The sequence below is a fragment of the Microbacterium sp. MPR-TSA4 genome, from assembly GCF_058792815.1.
Genome location: NZ_JBXAFF010000060.1, coordinates 1 through 14,179 on the forward strand (window position 1 = coordinate 1; position 14,179 = coordinate 14,179).

A 14,179-nucleotide genomic window follows, 5' to 3' on the forward strand; every position below is an offset into this window, starting at 1 on the left:
ACCACATCCGCCCCGAGAAACCACGGCGCCGACGGTTTCTCGGGGCGGATGTGGTTTCTCGGCCGCAGGGCGCCCCGCTCGGCCGCGGGGTGTCGCCGTCAGTCGGTCTCGCCGTGCGGGGCGCGGTGGCCCTCGCTGAAGCTGAGGTTCTTGCCGAAGGCCTTGCCGATGATCAGCGCGATGCCGACGATCACGAGACCCACGGCCAGGCCCGCGACGGCCGACACGAAGGTGTCGCCGACCCAGACCACCACGGGCCCGAGGGGCTCGAGCGCGTGCTCGACCGCGTGGAGCAGCTCGACCGGCGCGTGCCAGCCGACCTCGCCGAGGTTCGCGAGCACGAGGTGGCCGCCGACCCAGAGCATCGCGACGGTGCCGACGATCGAGATGACGCGGAAGACGCCCGGCATCGACCGCACCACCCGCATGCCGGTGTGGCGCACGCGCGCCGACGAGCTCTTGGCCATCTTCAGGCCGATGTCGTCGATCTTGACCAGCAGCGCGACGGCCCCGTAGACCAGCGCGGTCATGGCGAGCGCGATGACGGCGAGCACGGCGAGGCGCAGCCAGAAGTCGAGCTCCGGGTCGACGTTCGACAGGCCGATGAGCATGATCTCGGTCGACAGGATGAGGTCGGTGCGGATCGCACCTCTGACCAGGCGCTTCTCGTCGCGCCCGCCCTCGTCGTCGTGACCGCCGTGGTGGAAGCCGAACCACTCGAGCACCTTCTCGGCGCCCTCGAAGCAGAGGTAGGCACCCCCGACGATGAGCAGCCACGGCAGCACCCACGGGGCGAAGGCGGTGAGCACCATCGCGATCGGGATGATGATGAGGAACTTGTTCGCGAGCGATCCCAGGGCGATCCGCCCCACCACCGGCAGCTCGCGCGCGGGCGACAGCCCCTGCACGTACTGCGGGGTCACGGCGGCGTCATCGATCACGACGCCTGCCGACTTCGCCGACGCCTTGAGCGCCGCGCTGAGGATGTCATCGACGACGGCGAGCAGACCCACGGACATGCCAGCAACAGTACCGGCCGCGCACGATCCGGCTCGCGGATGCCGGGGCTTGCATCCTCCGAATCGATTCGATAGCCTGGGACCCGGCGCTCCCCTCCGGAGCGCCTTTCGCCGTTTCCGCCCCCGTCTCGAACCCGGTCGTATGTCACGTTCTCTCACCACCGGTAGCCCCTGGCGCGTCATCCTCGCCTTCGCGGTGCCCCTGCTCATCGGCAACGTCGTGCAGCAGCTCTACCAGTTCGCCGATGCCATCGTCGTCGGCCGTCACCTCGGCGTCGACGCCCTCGCCGCCGTCGGCGCGACGGGAAGCCTGCTGTTCCTGCTGCTCGGCTTCGCATGGGGCCTCACGAGCGGGTTCGCCATTCCGACGGCGCAGGCGTTCGGCGCGCGCGACCTCGGCGCGGTGCGACGCTCGGTGGCGGCGGGGACCGTCCTCACCGCCCTCACGACGCTCGTGCTGACCGTGGCGGCGCCCTTGCTCGCCGGCCCCGCGCTGCACCTGCTGCAGACCCCGCCCGAGCTGATGGAGCAGGCGACCGTGTTCGCCCAGATCAGCTTCCTCGGCGCCGGTGCCATCATGGGCTTCAACTATCTGTCGGCGATCATCCGGGCCATCGGCGACTCGCGCACCCCGCTCGTGTTCCTCACGATCGCGTGCGCCCTCAACGTCGCCCTCGTGATCGTCATGGTCGGCCCGCTGGAGCTCGGCGTCGGAGGCGCCGCGCTGGCGACCGTCGTCTCCCAGGCGCTGTCGGTGCTGCTGTGCCTCGAGTACGTGCGGCGCCGGCTGCCGGTGCTGCACATGCGTCGCCTCGACTGGCGGGTGACCCGCGCCGATCTCACCGAGCACCTCCGCCTCGGCCTGCCGATGGGCTTCCAGGCCTCGATCATCGCGATCGGCACCCTCACGGTGCAGGTGGCGCTCAACACCCTCGGCGCCGATGCCGTCGCCGCCTACACGACCGCGTCGCGCGTGGACGGCCTGGCCGTCGCGCTCCTGCAGTCGCTCGGGCTCGCGGCATCCATGTACGCCGCACAGAACCTCGGTGCGCGCCGTCCCGACCGCATCCGCCGCGGCGTCGTGCAGGCCGTGTGGATGGCGCTGATCGCCGGCGTCGTCCTCGGGGCGCTGCTCATCGCCTTCGGTGCGCCGCTCGTTCGTCTGTTCGTCGGTGACGGCAGCGACACCGTCGTGCAGCTCGCCGCGCTCATGCTGCTCATCAACGGCGCCAGCTACACCGCGCTGGGCGTGCTGTTCATCCTGCGCGGCACGCTGCAGGGCCTCGGCAGCACCATCATCCCGACCGTCACGGGCCTCGTCGAGCTCGTCATGCGCGTCGGCGCCGCCGTCGTGCTCGGCCACCTCTTCGGCTTCGTCGGCGTGGTGTGGAGCAACCCGCTCGCCTGGATCGGCGCCGCGGTCATCCTGATCCCCGCCTACGTCCGCGCCCATCGCGCCCTCGAGCGGATGCCGGTCGACCCCGACGAGCCGACCCTCACGACCCCGATCGCCGTCATCGGTCCCACCGACGGGTCGATGGTGGTGGATGCCGTGGTCACCCAGCCCATCCCGCTGCCGCAGCAGCCGGCCGCCGACCTCGTTGCGGCACGGCCCCGGCGGTGGAAGGGTGGGACCCGAGCGAAGCGGAGGACGCGATGAAGGCAGTTCTGGGCGATGCGACGGTGGCCGAGGCCGACCGCGACGATCTCATCTCGATCGAGGGCAACTGGTACTTCCCGCCGTCGAGCGTGAACTGGGATCTCCTGGAGGAGAGTCCCACTCCCTACACGTGCCCCTGGAAGGGCGAGTGCCAGTACTACTCGGTGCGCGGCGCCGACGGCCTGCTCGCCGACCGGGCCTGGGCGTATCCGCACCCGTACGAGAGTGGCATCGCCCGGGTCGGCAAGGACTTCTCGGGCTACGTCGCGTTCTGGAAGGAGGTGCGCGTCGAGGACTGACGCGCACCGCAGCGTCGCGGCGACCGCAGAGGCGGCAGGATGGATACCGTGACAGCTCCCCTTCAGAACCTCACGCAGATGCCCGACCCGCAGTACCTCATGGTCGGCGACGGCTACCGCATCGCGACGTACTCGTGGGGCGACGAGGACGCGCCGACCGTCGTGGTCGTGCACGGGTTCGCCTCGAGCACGAAGGACAACTGGGTCGCGACCGGGTGGGTGCGCGACCTGACCGCCGCCGGCTACCGGGTGCTCGCGCTCGACCAGCGCGGTCACGGCGCGAGCGACAAGCCGCATGAGCCGAGCGCCTACGACATCCGCCAGCTCGCCGGCGACGTCGAGACGATGCTCGACACCTACCTCGTCGACGAGGCGTCCTACGTCGGCTACTCGCTGGGGGCGCGGGTGGGGTGGGAGGTCGTGCAGGACATCGCCCCGCGCATCCCGCGGGCCGTCCTCGGCGGGGTCCCCGACGGCATCCCGCTCGCGCGCCTCGACCTCGCCCAGGTGCGCGCCCTCATCGCCGACGGTACCCCGGTGACCGATCGCGTCACGCAGAACTACATCGCGCTCACCGAGCGGGTGCCGGGCAACGACCTGCGCGCGCTGCTGGCGATCGCGGAGGGCATGCGGTCCTCCAAGACCGTCGACCCCGACCCCGCGCACGCGCCGCAGCAGCCGGTGATGTTCGCCACCGGATCGCTCGACGGCATCATCGAGGGCTCGAAGGCGCTCGCCGCGGCGTGCCCGCAGGGCCGCTTCGTCGAGATCCCCGACCGCCACCACTTCAACGCCCCCGGCTCGCGCGTCTTCCGCGCCGCCGCCCTGGATTTCCTGGCCGAGTAACCCCGCCGCCATCCGCCGAGCCGCCACGCGGTGTGCGAGCCGCCATGCCGCGGGCGGGCCGGCGCGTAGCGGCTCGGCCGCGGCGTAGCGGCTCGGCAGAAGAGGGTCAGGCCTTGGCGATCGCGTCCTCGAGGGCGACCCAGGCGAGCATCGCGCACTTGACGCGCGCGGAGAACTTCGACACCCCCGACAGGGCGGCGGCGTCGCCGTAGACCTCCTCGTCGAGCTCGATCGTGCCGCGCGAGCGCAGTGCCTCGCGGAACCCCTCGACGAGCTGCAGCGCCTCGGCGCGGGTCAGACCCTCCTCCGCGACGAGGTCGGCCAGCATCGAGGCCGACGCCTGGGAGATGGAGCAGCCGCGACCCTCCCACTGCACGTCGGCGATCGTCTCGCCGTCCACGCGGGCGCGGAGGGTGATCTCATCGCCGCAGACGGGGTTCTTCTGGTACGAGGTGCCGATCGTGCCGGCGACGGCGGGCGCATCGCCCTCATCGGCCAGGCCGAAGTGCTGCGGGTGCTTGGAGTGATCGAGGATCAGCTCGCGGTAGAGGGCGTCGAGATCGCTCATGTCAGACTCCGAAGTAGGGGCGGATGCCGCCGACGGCCTCGATCAGGCGGTCGACGTCGTCGGTCGTGTTGTACAGCGCCGTGCTCGCGCGCACGCTCGCGGTGACGCCGTAACGGCTGTGCAGGGGCGCGGCGCAGTGATGGCCGACCCGGACGGCGATGCCGAGCGCGTCGAGATACTGCCCGGCGTCGTGCGCGTGCACGCCGTCGACGTCGAACGCCCACAACCCCACGCGCTCCACCCCCGCGGCGTCGCCGAGCAGGCGGATGCCGGGGATCTCCACGAGCCCCGCGCGCATGCGCTCGGCGAGCATGCTCTCGTGGGCATGTATTCGTTCCAGGCTGATGCCGTCGAGGTAGCGCACGGCCGCGGCCAGCCCGATCGCCGGCCCGACGGGCTGCGTGCCCGCCTCGAAGCGCTGCGGCGGCGGCAGGTACTCGGCCCGGTCGAGCGTGACCGTCGTGATCATCGACCCGCCCGTCAGGAACGGCGGCAGCGCCTCGAGCACCGGCGTGCGTCCGTACAGACCGCCGACGCCGTAGGGCCCCAGCATCTTGTGGCCGCTGAAGACCGCGAGGTCCACGCCGAGCGCAGGCAGGTCGAGGGGAAGGTGCGGGGCCGACTGGCAGGCATCCATCACCGTGATCGCGTCCACCGCACGGGCGAGGGCGATCAGCTCGGCCACGGGGTTCACGATGCCGAGCACGTTCGACACGTGCGTGAACGCGACGACGCGGGTGCGCTCGCCGATGAGGGATGCCGCGGCATCCAGATCGAGGGTGCCGTCGTCGTGGGCCGGGATGTGGCGGAGCACGGCGCCGGTGCGGGCGGCGAGCTCCTGCCAGGGGATGAGGTTCGCGTGGTGCTCGACGGCCGTCGTGACGATCTCGTCGCCGGGGCGGATCAGTCCCGCATTCCCGATCGAGTATGCGACGAGGTTGAGGCCCATGGTCGCCCCGCTCGTCCACACGAGCTGCTCCGGCTGCGCGCCGACGAAGCCCGCCACGGTCGCCCGGGCGTCCTCGAAGAGCTCGGTCGCCTCGGCGGCCAGCGTGTGGGCGCCGCGGTGCACGGCGGCGTTCGCGTGCGTGAGGAAGTCGCGCTCCGCGTCGAGCACGGCCAGCGGCTTCTGGCTGGTGGCGGCGGAGTCGAGGTAGGCGAGGGGATGCCCGTTCACCTGCTCGCCGAGGATCGGGAAGTCCCTCTTGATCGCGGAGGCGTCGAGGGCCGCCACGGGTGCGGCGGAAACGGGGGACGCGGTCGCGGAAGTCACCCCTCTAGGCTACGCCCCGGCACAGCGCACGGCTCCGGAGCGCGGCCCGGCCTCGGCCGCCGCTCAGTGGTCGTCGTCCGTGTGGGCGACGAGTCCGTACGAGGTGATGCGCCCGGCGCGGTCGTCGCCCGGCAGCGGCCGCGAACGGCGCCCGTAGATGAGCTCCGACGAGTCCAGCAGCCAGGGCACGAGGGTGATCTGCACGCCGTGCACGAGCATGAGCTGCTGCGCGATGCGGCGCGCCCGCCGGTTGTGGAGGAAGGTCTCCCACCAATGGCCGACGATGTACTGCGGCAGGTAGACGGTGATCACCGACGGGCCGTGCTTCTTGCGGTACTGCTCGATGAACTGCGCGAGCGGTGCCGCGTACTGCCGGTAGGGCGACTCGATCACCAGGAGCGGGATCGGCATCCGGTGGAACTGCCATTCGTCCTGCACGTCACGCGCCTCTTCGGCGGTGACGGCGACATGCACCGCGAGCGTCTTCTCGTGCTTGGCCGACAGCGCGTAGTCGACGGCCTTCGCCGTGGGCTTCTGCAGCTTGCCCACGAGCACGATCGCGACGTCACCGGTCGAGCCGTAGTGCACGTCGTCGTCCATCGCGATCTCGTGCTCGACATCGCGGTAGTACCGGTGCACGCCGATCATCAGGAAGGACAGCAGCGGGATCGCGATGAAGACGAGGTAGGCGCCGTGCGTGAACTTGGTGATCGTGACGATCACCAGCACGACGATCGTGAACGTCGCGCCCAGCGAGTTGATCAACAGGCCCGACACGGCCTCGCGGCGGGGCTTGACCGCCTTGGGCGAGAGGAGACGCAGCTCCCGGCGCCAGTGCTTCACCATGCCGAGCTGGCCCAGCGAGAACGACACGAACACGCCGATGATGTACAGCTGGATCAGCGTCGTCAGCTTCGCCTGGAAGATCACGAGCACGAGCACGGCGGCCAGTCCGAGCACGATCATCCCGTTGGAGTAGACCAGCCGGTCGCCGCGCGTGTTGAGCGCCTTGGGCGCGTAGCCGTCACGGGCGAGCACCGAGCCGAGCAGCGGGAAGCCGTTGAACGCCGTGTTCGCCGCGAGCAGCAGCACGGCCGCCGTGGCCGCCTGCACGACGTAGAACAGGATGCTTCCGCCGCCGAAGGTGGCCGCGGCCACCTGCGCCATGAGGCTGGGCTGCACGAGCGCCTGGCAGTTGAAGCCGATGAGACGGCAGGGGTCCTCGGAGTAGTGGACCCCGGCGACGAGCGCAAGGATCGTGAGGCCCGCGAACATGGTGATCGCGATCGAGCCCATCAGCACCAGCGTCGTCTGCGCGTTGCGGATCTTCGGCTGGCGGAAGGCGGGCACGCCGTTGGACACCGCCTCGACGCCGGTGAGGGCGGAGCAGCCGCTGGAGAACGCACGCAGCACCAGGAGGATGAGGGCGGCCTGACTCAGATCCTCCGCCTGCACCGCGAACTGGGCGCTCTCGGCGATGGGCGCATCCCCCAGCATCCACCGCACGAGGCCGGTGCCGATCATGAGCATGACCGACCCGATGAACAGGTAGGTGGGGATCGCGAACGCCGTCGAGGCCTCGCGGACGCCGCGGAGGTTGACGAGGATGATCAGGATCACGAAGCCGACGGCCAGCTCCACCCGCCAGGGATCGAGGTTCGGCAGGGCCGAGATGATGTTGTCGACGCCCGAGGCCACCGACACGGCGACCGTGAGGATGTAGTCCACCAGCAGCGCCGCCGCCACCACGACGCCCGCCTTCTCGCCCAGGTTGGTGCGGGCGACCTCGTAGTCGCCGCCGCCGGAGGGGTAGGCCTTGATGAGCTGCCGGTAGCTGAGGACGACGACGATCAGCAGCGCCACGACGGCCGTCGCCACCCACGGGCTGAGCGCGAGGAAGGCCGTCCCGCCGATGAGGAGGATCATCAGCAGCTCCTGCGGGGCGTACGCCACCGAGGACAGGGCGTCGGAGGCGAAGATGGGCAGCGCCATCTTCTTGGGGAGCAGCTGTCCCTCGAGCTCTTCGCTCGTCAGCGGCTCGCCGATCAGGATGCGCTTGGCGATCGGCGTCTCTTCGCCGGGGCCGCGACTGTCGTCTGTCACGGCGGGCGACATTACGCGGTCGCGCGACGCCGCGCAATCCCGGCGTGCGTGAGAATCCGCGCGCGCGGCTGAGAGGATCGGAGCATGGGGAATGAGGTCTACTCCGGTGCGGTCGCGATCGGCATCGGATTCGTCGTCGGGATCGTGCTGTTCGTGCCGTTCGTGGCGCTCAGCTACCGCCGTCGCGGGCGTCTCACCGTCGGCCGCTTCGCGCTGTGGGCGGCCGCCCTCGTCTACTTCTGGGCCATCTGGACGTATACGCTCCTTCCCCTTCCCGACGCCGAGGTGTACGCCTGCGCCGGGGTCAACCTCGATGTCTGGGCGTTCGTCGACGACCTGCGCGGTGCGCGGAGCCTCACCGACTTCGCCGTCCTCCAGCTCGCGCTGAACGTGCTGCTGTTCGCGCCGCTCGGCTTCTTCCTCCGGGTGCTCGGCGGCCGCGGCATCCTCGTGGCCTTCGTCACGGGCGCCCTCGTGTCGTTGACGATCGAGACCACGCAACTGACCGGCGTGTGGGGGCTGTACCCGTGCGCGTACCGCGTGTTCGACGTCGACGACCTGCTGACCAACACGGTCGGCGCCGTGGTCGGCTCGCTGGTCGGCTTCCTCGTGCCCCGACGCCTGTGGGGCAGCCGGGTGGCGGATGCCGGGTCGCGTCCGCATCCGGTCACGCGGGGGCGGCGACTGCTCGCGATGTTCTGCGACCTGCTGGGAAGCGGCCTCGTCGCCTATGGGTCGGCGATCGCGGTCCAGGTGTTCCTGGAGTACGTCGTGCGCGATCACGCCGCCGTGCTCGACGGCGCCGCGGGCCGCTTCGTCATGACGGCGTCGCCGATCGCGGTCTGGGCCGTCGTGGTGCTCGCGACGGGCCGCACACCCGGTGATCTCGCCGTCGAGCTGCGCTACCGGGGCGGGCCGTTGCCGGCGCCGGTGTCACGGCCGCTGCGCTTCCTGACCGGGATCGGCGGGTACCTCCTGCTCGGGCTGCTGCCCGCGCCCTGGTCGATCGCCCAGTTCGTGTTCGTCGTGGCATCCGTGGTGCTCGTGTTCACCACGCGCGGCGGGCGCGGCCTGCCGGGACTGCTGACCGGCCAGCAGCTCGTCGACGCACGCGAGAGCGGTCGGGCCGGAGAGACGGTCGCGGCGACCGCGCCGGAGGGCTCCTCCGCGGAGGCGGGGCACGGCGCTCCGCAGTCGTGAATGCGGGACGGGACGACCGGACCGGCGGCCGCCCCGTCGGCGGGGGCTACTGCGGCGCGTAGAAGTACAGGATCGTCCCGATGGGGCCGTCCGCGCCGTCGGTGTCGGCGAAGACACTGTACGACGGCACGCCGTTCTTGAACGAGGACCGCTGCGGGTCGAACCCGAAACGGATGCTGCCGGACGCGCGCGCCGTCTCGCTCGCCGGCGGCGGCGTCAGCGCCCGCACCTGGTCCGCGGTCATGCCGATCTTCAGGCCGAACTCCGCCGTGATCGCGACCCCGTTGACCTCGTTCGCGGTGAACAGCGCGTAGGCGGGCTGCGAGAAGCTCTCGCGCGTGAGCGCCGCGGTCGGCACCATCTCGAACAGCGAGAAGCCGCTCCACGAGTACACCGTGTAGTCCGGCAGGGTCGAGCCGTCGCCGGCCTGCGTCCGCTGGGTGGGGGCGGCTCCGAAGGCCGTCGTCAGCGCGGCGATCGCGGCCGTGGGATCGTCCGCCCACCGGTAGGTGAGCGGGGCCCCGGAGCTCGTCTGCAGCGTGAAGCCGGTGGCCGACAGCGTGAGCCCCAGGGCGGTCGCGTCGGTCGGGCTGGGTGTCGGCGTCGGGGTGGATGCCGGGACCGACGCCGCCGCGGACGAATCGGCGGGCGCGGGACCCGCGGGCTGCGCCGAGTCGGACGGGCGGGTGAGGGCGAAGCCGAGCACCGCCACCACGGCGACGGCCAGCACGCCCGCGACGATGCCGAGGACGAGCGTGCCGCGCGATCGGCCGTCACTCGGATCGCGCGGTTCGCGCGGCGGTTTCGGCTCGCGCGGGGGTTTCGGTTCGCGCGGGGGCTTCGGTTCGCGCCCCGCCGGTGACGGTCGTTCCGGCTCGTCCGGCTGAGGGCCGAAGAGGTCTTCGAGGCTCATCCGAGGAACTCCCGGGCGGCGACGACGAGCGCGTCCACCCCGCGCTCGATGGTGGGGTGCAGCAGCGGCGCGAAGAACGGCGAGTGGTTGGTGGGAATGTCCTCGTTGACGGTGCCGCGGGCCACGGCATCCGCGAACTGCTGGGGGTCGAGCCCGCCCCAGAACCAGTACACGAGCGGCACGTCCGCTTCGCGGGCGAACCACGAGACGTCCTCGCTGCCGGTGAACATGCCGGGGTCGACGACCGTGCCCTCGCCGAAGGCGCGGTCCCAGGCGGCGGTCAGGCGTGCGGTGGCGTCGTGGTCGTTGATCGTCGGCGGGAGCGAGTGGTCGGTCGTGATGACCGGCTCCTGCTCCGCTCCGGATGCCGCGGCCTCCGCCCGCACGATGCGCTCCACCCGTGCCAGCACGTCGGCGCGCGCCTCATCGTCGGGGTAGCGCAGGCTCAGCTCGAGCTTCGCCTCGGCGGGGATGATGTTGTTCTTCAGGCCGGCGTGGATCGAGCCGACGGTGACGACGGCCATCTCCCGCGGATCGATCTCGCGCGACACGATGGTCTGCAGGCGCATGACGGTCGCCGCCGCCATGACGACCGGGTCGATCGTGGCGTGGGGGCGTGACCCGTGGCCGCCGCGTCCGAGGAGGCGCACCGTCAGGCCGTCGGAGGCGGCCATCTGCGTTCCCGGGCGCACGCCGATGGTGCCCGCGGGCAGCGGCGTGAGGTGCTGGCCGAGCACGATGTCGGGCTTCGGGAAGCGATCGAGCACGCCGTCGGCGATCATCGCCTGCGCCCCGGCGCCGTACTCCTCCGCGGGCTGGAACACGGCGACGACCGTTCCCGACCACTCTTCGCGCGTCGCGGCGAGCCGCTCCAGCGCCCCCAGCAGCGCGGTCACGTGCATGTCGTGTCCGCACGCGTGCATGACCGGCACCTCGGTGCCCGCCGGGTCGACGCCGCGGGCCGTGCTCGCGTACGCGAGTCCGGTCTGCTCGGCGACGGGCAGGCCGTCCATGTCGGCGCGCAGCCACACGACCGGGCCCTCGCCCGCGCCGGTGCCGGTGATGCTCGTCGCGACGCCGGTCGTGCCCAGGCCCTCGACGTAGTCGAGCCCGAGCGCCGTCAGCTCGCGCGTGATGACGCCCGCGGTGCGGGTCTCCTGGAAGGACAGTTCCGGGTGGCGGTGCAGGTCGATGTAGAGGGCTTCGAGGTCGATGCTCATGCCATCGAGAGTACGCGGCGTCGCGTTACGGCATGCCCATGCCGTATTCAGTCTGGGCGGCCGCGGCATCCGGCACGGCCCGCGTCGTTCCGCGGCACGGGCGCCGAGCGGCCGCGGCGGAGACGGAATACGGAACAGGGAGCACGGCGCGCCCGCCGGCCGGGCCGGTCAGCGCGGCGGCGCGGTGGAACCCCGGGCGACGAGCTCGAAGGGCAGGGATGCCGAGGGCATCGGCACCCCGTCGACGCCGAGGGCCGCGAGAACCGCCTGACCGGCCCGCTCGCCCTGGGCATGCGGGAACTGCGCGATCGTGGTCAGGTCGAACAGACTTCCCAGCTCGTGCCCGTCGACGCCGATGACCGAGAGCCGGCCGGGCACCTCGATACCCAGCTCGCGGGCCGCGGAAAGGACGCCGTACGCCATCTCGTCGGACGCGGCGAAGATCGCCGTGGGCGCGTCGGGGCCCGCGAGGAGATCGCGCGCGACGCGCCGCGCGCCGTCGACGGTGAAGTCGGCCGCGACGAAACGGGGCGCCGTGACCCCGGCATCCGTCATCGCCTGCGCGAACCCGCGACGCCGCCGGGTGGGGATGTCGAGCGTCTCGCCCGCATCGTCGGGCAGGCTCCAGCCGAGGTGCACGATGTCGCGGTGCCCGAGCGCGAGCAGGTGCGCCGTCGCGAGCCGGCCCACCGCCGTGTCGTCGACCCGCAGCCCGTTCAGCTCGGCGTGCGGCACGCCGAGCCCCACGACCGGCACGGGCAGCTCGTCGAGCTGGCGCAGTTCGTCGGCGCTCAGCTCCACCGACAGCACGATCAGGCCGTCGACGCGCCGCCGCCGTAGCGACGTCTCGAACAGGTTGCGCCGCTGGGCGGGGTCGTCGGTGAGGTTGTAGAGCGTCATGTCGTAGCCGCGGGGCGCGAGCTGCGCGGCGATGCCGTCGAGCACCGTCGCGAAGAACCAGCGATCCAGCAACGGCACGATCACGCCGATGTTCTCGGCGCGCCCCGAGGCGAGCGTGGATGCCGCGGCCGACACGACATACCCGAGATCGGCGGCCGCGGCCCGCACGCGTGCGCGGGTCGCCTCGGACAGTCGGCCCCGGCCGCTGAGGGCGCGCGACACCGTCGCCGTGGAGACGCCGGCGGCGCGCGCGACCTCCTCGATGCCGGTCATGTCAGTCCGCGAGCATCCACACCGCGACATCGGCGGGAAGCTCCGCGCCGTCGAACGGCTCGCTGGCGACCAGCACCGTGCCCGACGGCAGGGCGACCGGGGAGGTGCCGGCGTTGGCGATGACGGTGACCGCGCCCGAGCGGAACGCGATCACGTCGTCGCCGTAGCCGTCCAGCCACTCGAGGCTCGCCCCGCCGAGGCCCTCCGCGCGTCGCGTCGCGAGCAGCGTGCGGTACAGCCACAGCGTCGAATCGGGGTCGCCCTCCTGGACATCGCGGGCGAGCGTGGCCCACTCGGCGGGCTGCGGCAGCCACGACTGTCCGTCGGGGCTGAAGCCGTAGGCCGGGGCATCCGACGTCCACGGGATCGGCACGCGGCATCCGTCGCGGCCGTAGCGCTCGCCGTCGGTGCGGAACCACGTCGGATCCTGCCGCGACTCCGGCGGCAGCGCGATGACCTCGGGAAGACCCAGCTCCTCGCCCTGGTAGAGGTACGCGGAGCCCGGAAGCGCCAGCATGACCGCCGTCGCCGCGCGGGCACGGCGCAACCCCACCTCGGGGATCGGCTGGCCGGGGGAGTCGGGACCGATGCCGTGGCCCTGCGGGTTCTCGGCGGTCAGCGCGAGCCGCGACGCGTGGCGCACGACGTCGTGGTTGGAGAGCACCCAGGTCGCCGGGGCGCCGACCGCGGGGAACGCGCGCAGCGACTCGGAGATGACCTCGCGGATGGCCGCGGCATCCCACTCGGTCATCAGATAGGGGAAGTTGAACGCCTGGTGCATCTCGTCGGAGCGCACCCACTCCGCCGTGCGATCGACGGTCGGCAGCCATGCCTCGGCGCAGAGGGCGCGGTCGCCGTCGTAGGCTGCGAGCACGCGATGCCAGTCGCGGTAGATCTCGTGCACGCCGTCCTGCCCCCAGTAGGGCACGTCCTCGTCGGAGCCGCCCATGCTGTCGGCATCCACGGCGGGCAGGTGGTCGGGCAGGCCGTCGGACTTGACCAGGCCGTGCGCCACGTCGACGCGGAAGCCGTCGACGCCGCGGTCGAGCCAGAACCGCAGGATGCCGCGGAACTCCTCCTGCACCTCGGGGTTGGACCAGTCGAAGTCGGGCTGGCTCGTGTCGAACAGGTGCAGGTACCACTGGCCCGGCGTGCCGTCGGCCTCGGTGACGCGGGTCCAGGCCGGGCCGCCGAAGACCGACTCCCAGTTGTTCGGCGGCAGCTCCCCGTTCTCGCCCTTCCCGTCGCGGAACAGATAGCGGGCGCGCGCGGCACTGCCGGGGGCCGCGGCGAGCGCCTCCTGGAACCAGACGTGCCGGTCGGAGCTGTGGTTGGGCACGAGGTCGACGATCACGCGGATGCCGCGGTCGTGCGCGGCGGCCAGCATGGCGTCGAAGTCGGCGAGCGTGCCGAACAGCGGGTCGACGTCGCAGTAGTCGGCGACGTCGTAGCCGGCATCCTTCTGCGGCGAACGGTAGAAGGGGCTCAGCCACACGGCGTCCACGCCGAGCGCGCGCAGGTCGTCGAGGTGCGCCGACACGCCGGGAAGGTCGCCGATGCCGTCGCCGGACGCGTCGGCGAACGACCGCGGGTAGATCTGGTAGATCACCGCGGTGCGCCACCATTCGGCGCCCGGGCGGCTCTCGCCGATGTCGGGAAGGGAGGAGGTCAGCTGCGACGTCATGCGCACCAGAATAGCGCAAGCGCTTGCGCACGGGGTCGCAGGGTCGCGGGTCGCGGGGCGCGGGTCGCGCGGCGGTCAATTGCCGGGTCGATTGCCCGGCGGTCGCGCCACCCCACCGTGACGAGCGTCGGAGATCCGCCGCCGGTCGCCGTCGGCACGGCGCCACCCAGCGGACGCAGGCCGGCGACGGCTCGACCCTGCCGGACTACACGGTGTACTCG

At 71.9% G+C, this 14,179-nt stretch carries 12 protein-coding genes; 4 read left to right on the forward strand and 8 right to left on the reverse strand.

Going from position 1 to position 14,179, the window contains the following annotated elements; translation table 11 throughout:
- Nucleotides 1-98: 98 nt before the first annotated feature.
- Nucleotides 99-1,019, reverse strand: coding sequence for a DUF808 domain-containing protein (locus AC1Q49_RS15040; RefSeq protein WP_061782508.1), 921 nt, complete (start codon nucleotides 1,017-1,019; stop codon nucleotides 99-101).
- A 142-nt stretch (nucleotides 1,020-1,161) separates the two neighbouring features.
- Here AC1Q49_RS15040 and AC1Q49_RS15045 point away from each other — a divergent pair, with 142 nt between their 5' ends.
- Genes AC1Q49_RS15045 through AC1Q49_RS15055 form a run of 3 tightly spaced genes read left to right on the forward strand, consistent with a single transcriptional unit; the run spans nucleotide 1,162 to nucleotide 3,824 of the window.
- Nucleotides 1,162-2,679 carry an MATE family efflux transporter gene (locus AC1Q49_RS15045; RefSeq protein WP_492493133.1) on the forward strand — a complete coding sequence of 506 codons (1,518 nt, stop codon included), beginning with the start codon at nucleotides 1,162-1,164 and terminating at the stop codon, nucleotides 2,677-2,679.
- Nucleotides 2,676-2,978: a DUF427 domain-containing protein gene (locus tag AC1Q49_RS15050; protein WP_060960516.1), complete on the forward strand. Its 303-nt coding sequence runs from the start codon at nucleotides 2,676-2,678 to the stop codon at nucleotides 2,976-2,978. Before AC1Q49_RS15045 ends, AC1Q49_RS15050 begins: the two co-directional genes overlap by 4 nt.
- A gap of 39 nt (nucleotides 2,979-3,017) precedes the next feature.
- Nucleotides 3,018-3,824: an alpha/beta fold hydrolase gene (locus AC1Q49_RS15055; RefSeq protein WP_060960515.1), complete on the forward strand. Its 807-nt coding sequence runs from the start codon at nucleotides 3,018-3,020 to the stop codon at nucleotides 3,822-3,824.
- 106 nt (nucleotides 3,825-3,930) lie between these two features.
- On the opposite strand, the gene sufU is transcribed toward AC1Q49_RS15055, so the two are convergent.
- From sufU to AC1Q49_RS15070, 3 genes are all read right to left on the reverse strand, one after another.
- Nucleotides 3,931-4,392, reverse strand: coding sequence for a Fe-S cluster assembly sulfur transfer protein SufU (gene sufU / locus AC1Q49_RS15060; RefSeq protein WP_060960514.1), 462 nt, complete (start codon nucleotides 4,390-4,392; stop codon nucleotides 3,931-3,933).
- A gap of 1 nt (nucleotide 4,393) precedes the next feature.
- Nucleotides 4,394-5,665, reverse strand: coding sequence for a SufS family cysteine desulfurase (locus AC1Q49_RS15065; RefSeq protein WP_492493136.1), 1,272 nt, complete (start codon nucleotides 5,663-5,665; stop codon nucleotides 4,394-4,396).
- A gap of 63 nt (nucleotides 5,666-5,728) precedes the next feature.
- A complete protein-coding gene (locus AC1Q49_RS15070) occupies nucleotides 5,729-7,780 on the reverse strand; it encodes an APC family permease (RefSeq protein WP_060960512.1) in 2,052 nt (683 codons plus the stop codon).
- A gap of 72 nt (nucleotides 7,781-7,852) precedes the next feature.
- Between AC1Q49_RS15070 and AC1Q49_RS15075 the strand changes: the two genes are divergently transcribed.
- Nucleotides 7,853-8,968 (forward strand): VanZ family protein, encoded by a 1,116-nt coding sequence (locus AC1Q49_RS15075; protein ID WP_101305278.1) that lies wholly within the window; start codon nucleotides 7,853-7,855, stop codon nucleotides 8,966-8,968.
- Between the two features lie 46 nt (nucleotides 8,969-9,014).
- Here AC1Q49_RS15075 and AC1Q49_RS15080 read toward each other — a convergent pair whose 3' ends face one another.
- The 4 genes from AC1Q49_RS15080 to AC1Q49_RS15095 all read right to left on the reverse strand — a co-directional run bounded on the left by AC1Q49_RS15080 (nucleotide 9,015) and on the right by AC1Q49_RS15095 (nucleotide 13,958).
- Nucleotides 9,015-9,881: a hypothetical protein gene (locus tag AC1Q49_RS15080; RefSeq protein WP_492493139.1), complete on the reverse strand. Its 867-nt coding sequence runs from the start codon at nucleotides 9,879-9,881 to the stop codon at nucleotides 9,015-9,017.
- Nucleotides 9,878-11,101 (reverse strand): amidohydrolase, encoded by a 1,224-nt coding sequence (locus tag AC1Q49_RS15085; RefSeq protein WP_101305280.1) that lies wholly within the window; start codon nucleotides 11,099-11,101, stop codon nucleotides 9,878-9,880. The genes AC1Q49_RS15080 and AC1Q49_RS15085 overlap by 4 nt, the downstream gene beginning before the upstream one ends.
- A gap of 168 nt (nucleotides 11,102-11,269) precedes the next feature.
- The gene (locus AC1Q49_RS15090) at nucleotides 11,270-12,274 is read right to left on the reverse strand and encodes a LacI family DNA-binding transcriptional regulator (protein WP_492493141.1); all 1,005 of its coding nucleotides are present in this window, start codon (nucleotides 12,272-12,274) and stop codon (nucleotides 11,270-11,272) included.
- Nucleotide 12,275: 1 nt separating this feature from the next.
- A complete protein-coding gene (locus AC1Q49_RS15095) occupies nucleotides 12,276-13,958 on the reverse strand; it encodes a glycoside hydrolase family 13 protein (protein ID WP_492493143.1) in 1,683 nt (560 codons plus the stop codon).
- Nucleotides 13,959-14,179: the final 221 nt, after the last annotated feature.

What these genes read in the sequence shown, in the direction of transcription:
- AC1Q49_RS15070 (WP_060960512.1), bottom strand. Translation starts at nt 7,780, where the DNA reads ATGTCGCCCGCCGTGACAGACGACAGTCGCGGCCCCGGCGAAGAGACG.
- AC1Q49_RS15095 (WP_492493143.1), bottom strand. Translation starts at nt 13,958, where the DNA reads ATGACGTCGCAGCTGACCTCCTCCCTTCCCGACATCGGCGAGAGCCGC.
- AC1Q49_RS15055 (WP_060960515.1), top strand. Translation starts at nt 3,018, where the DNA reads ATGGATACCGTGACAGCTCCCCTTCAGAACCTCACGCAGATGCCCGAC.
- AC1Q49_RS15050 (WP_060960516.1), top strand. Translation starts at nt 2,676, where the DNA reads ATGAAGGCAGTTCTGGGCGATGCGACGGTGGCCGAGGCCGACCGCGAC.
- AC1Q49_RS15045 (WP_492493133.1), top strand. Translation starts at nt 1,162, where the DNA reads ATGTCACGTTCTCTCACCACCGGTAGCCCCTGGCGCGTCATCCTCGCC.
- AC1Q49_RS15080 (WP_492493139.1), bottom strand. Translation starts at nt 9,881, where the DNA reads ATGAGCCTCGAAGACCTCTTCGGCCCTCAGCCGGACGAGCCGGAACGA.
- AC1Q49_RS15085 (WP_101305280.1), bottom strand. Translation starts at nt 11,101, where the DNA reads ATGAGCATCGACCTCGAAGCCCTCTACATCGACCTGCACCGCCACCCG.
- sufU (WP_060960514.1), bottom strand. Translation starts at nt 4,392, where the DNA reads ATGAGCGATCTCGACGCCCTCTACCGCGAGCTGATCCTCGATCACTCC.
- AC1Q49_RS15075 (WP_101305278.1), top strand. Translation starts at nt 7,853, where the DNA reads ATGGGGAATGAGGTCTACTCCGGTGCGGTCGCGATCGGCATCGGATTC.
- AC1Q49_RS15090 (WP_492493141.1), bottom strand. Translation starts at nt 12,274, where the DNA reads ATGACCGGCATCGAGGAGGTCGCGCGCGCCGCCGGCGTCTCCACGGCG.
- AC1Q49_RS15040 (WP_061782508.1), bottom strand. Translation starts at nt 1,019, where the DNA reads ATGTCCGTGGGTCTGCTCGCCGTCGTCGATGACATCCTCAGCGCGGCG.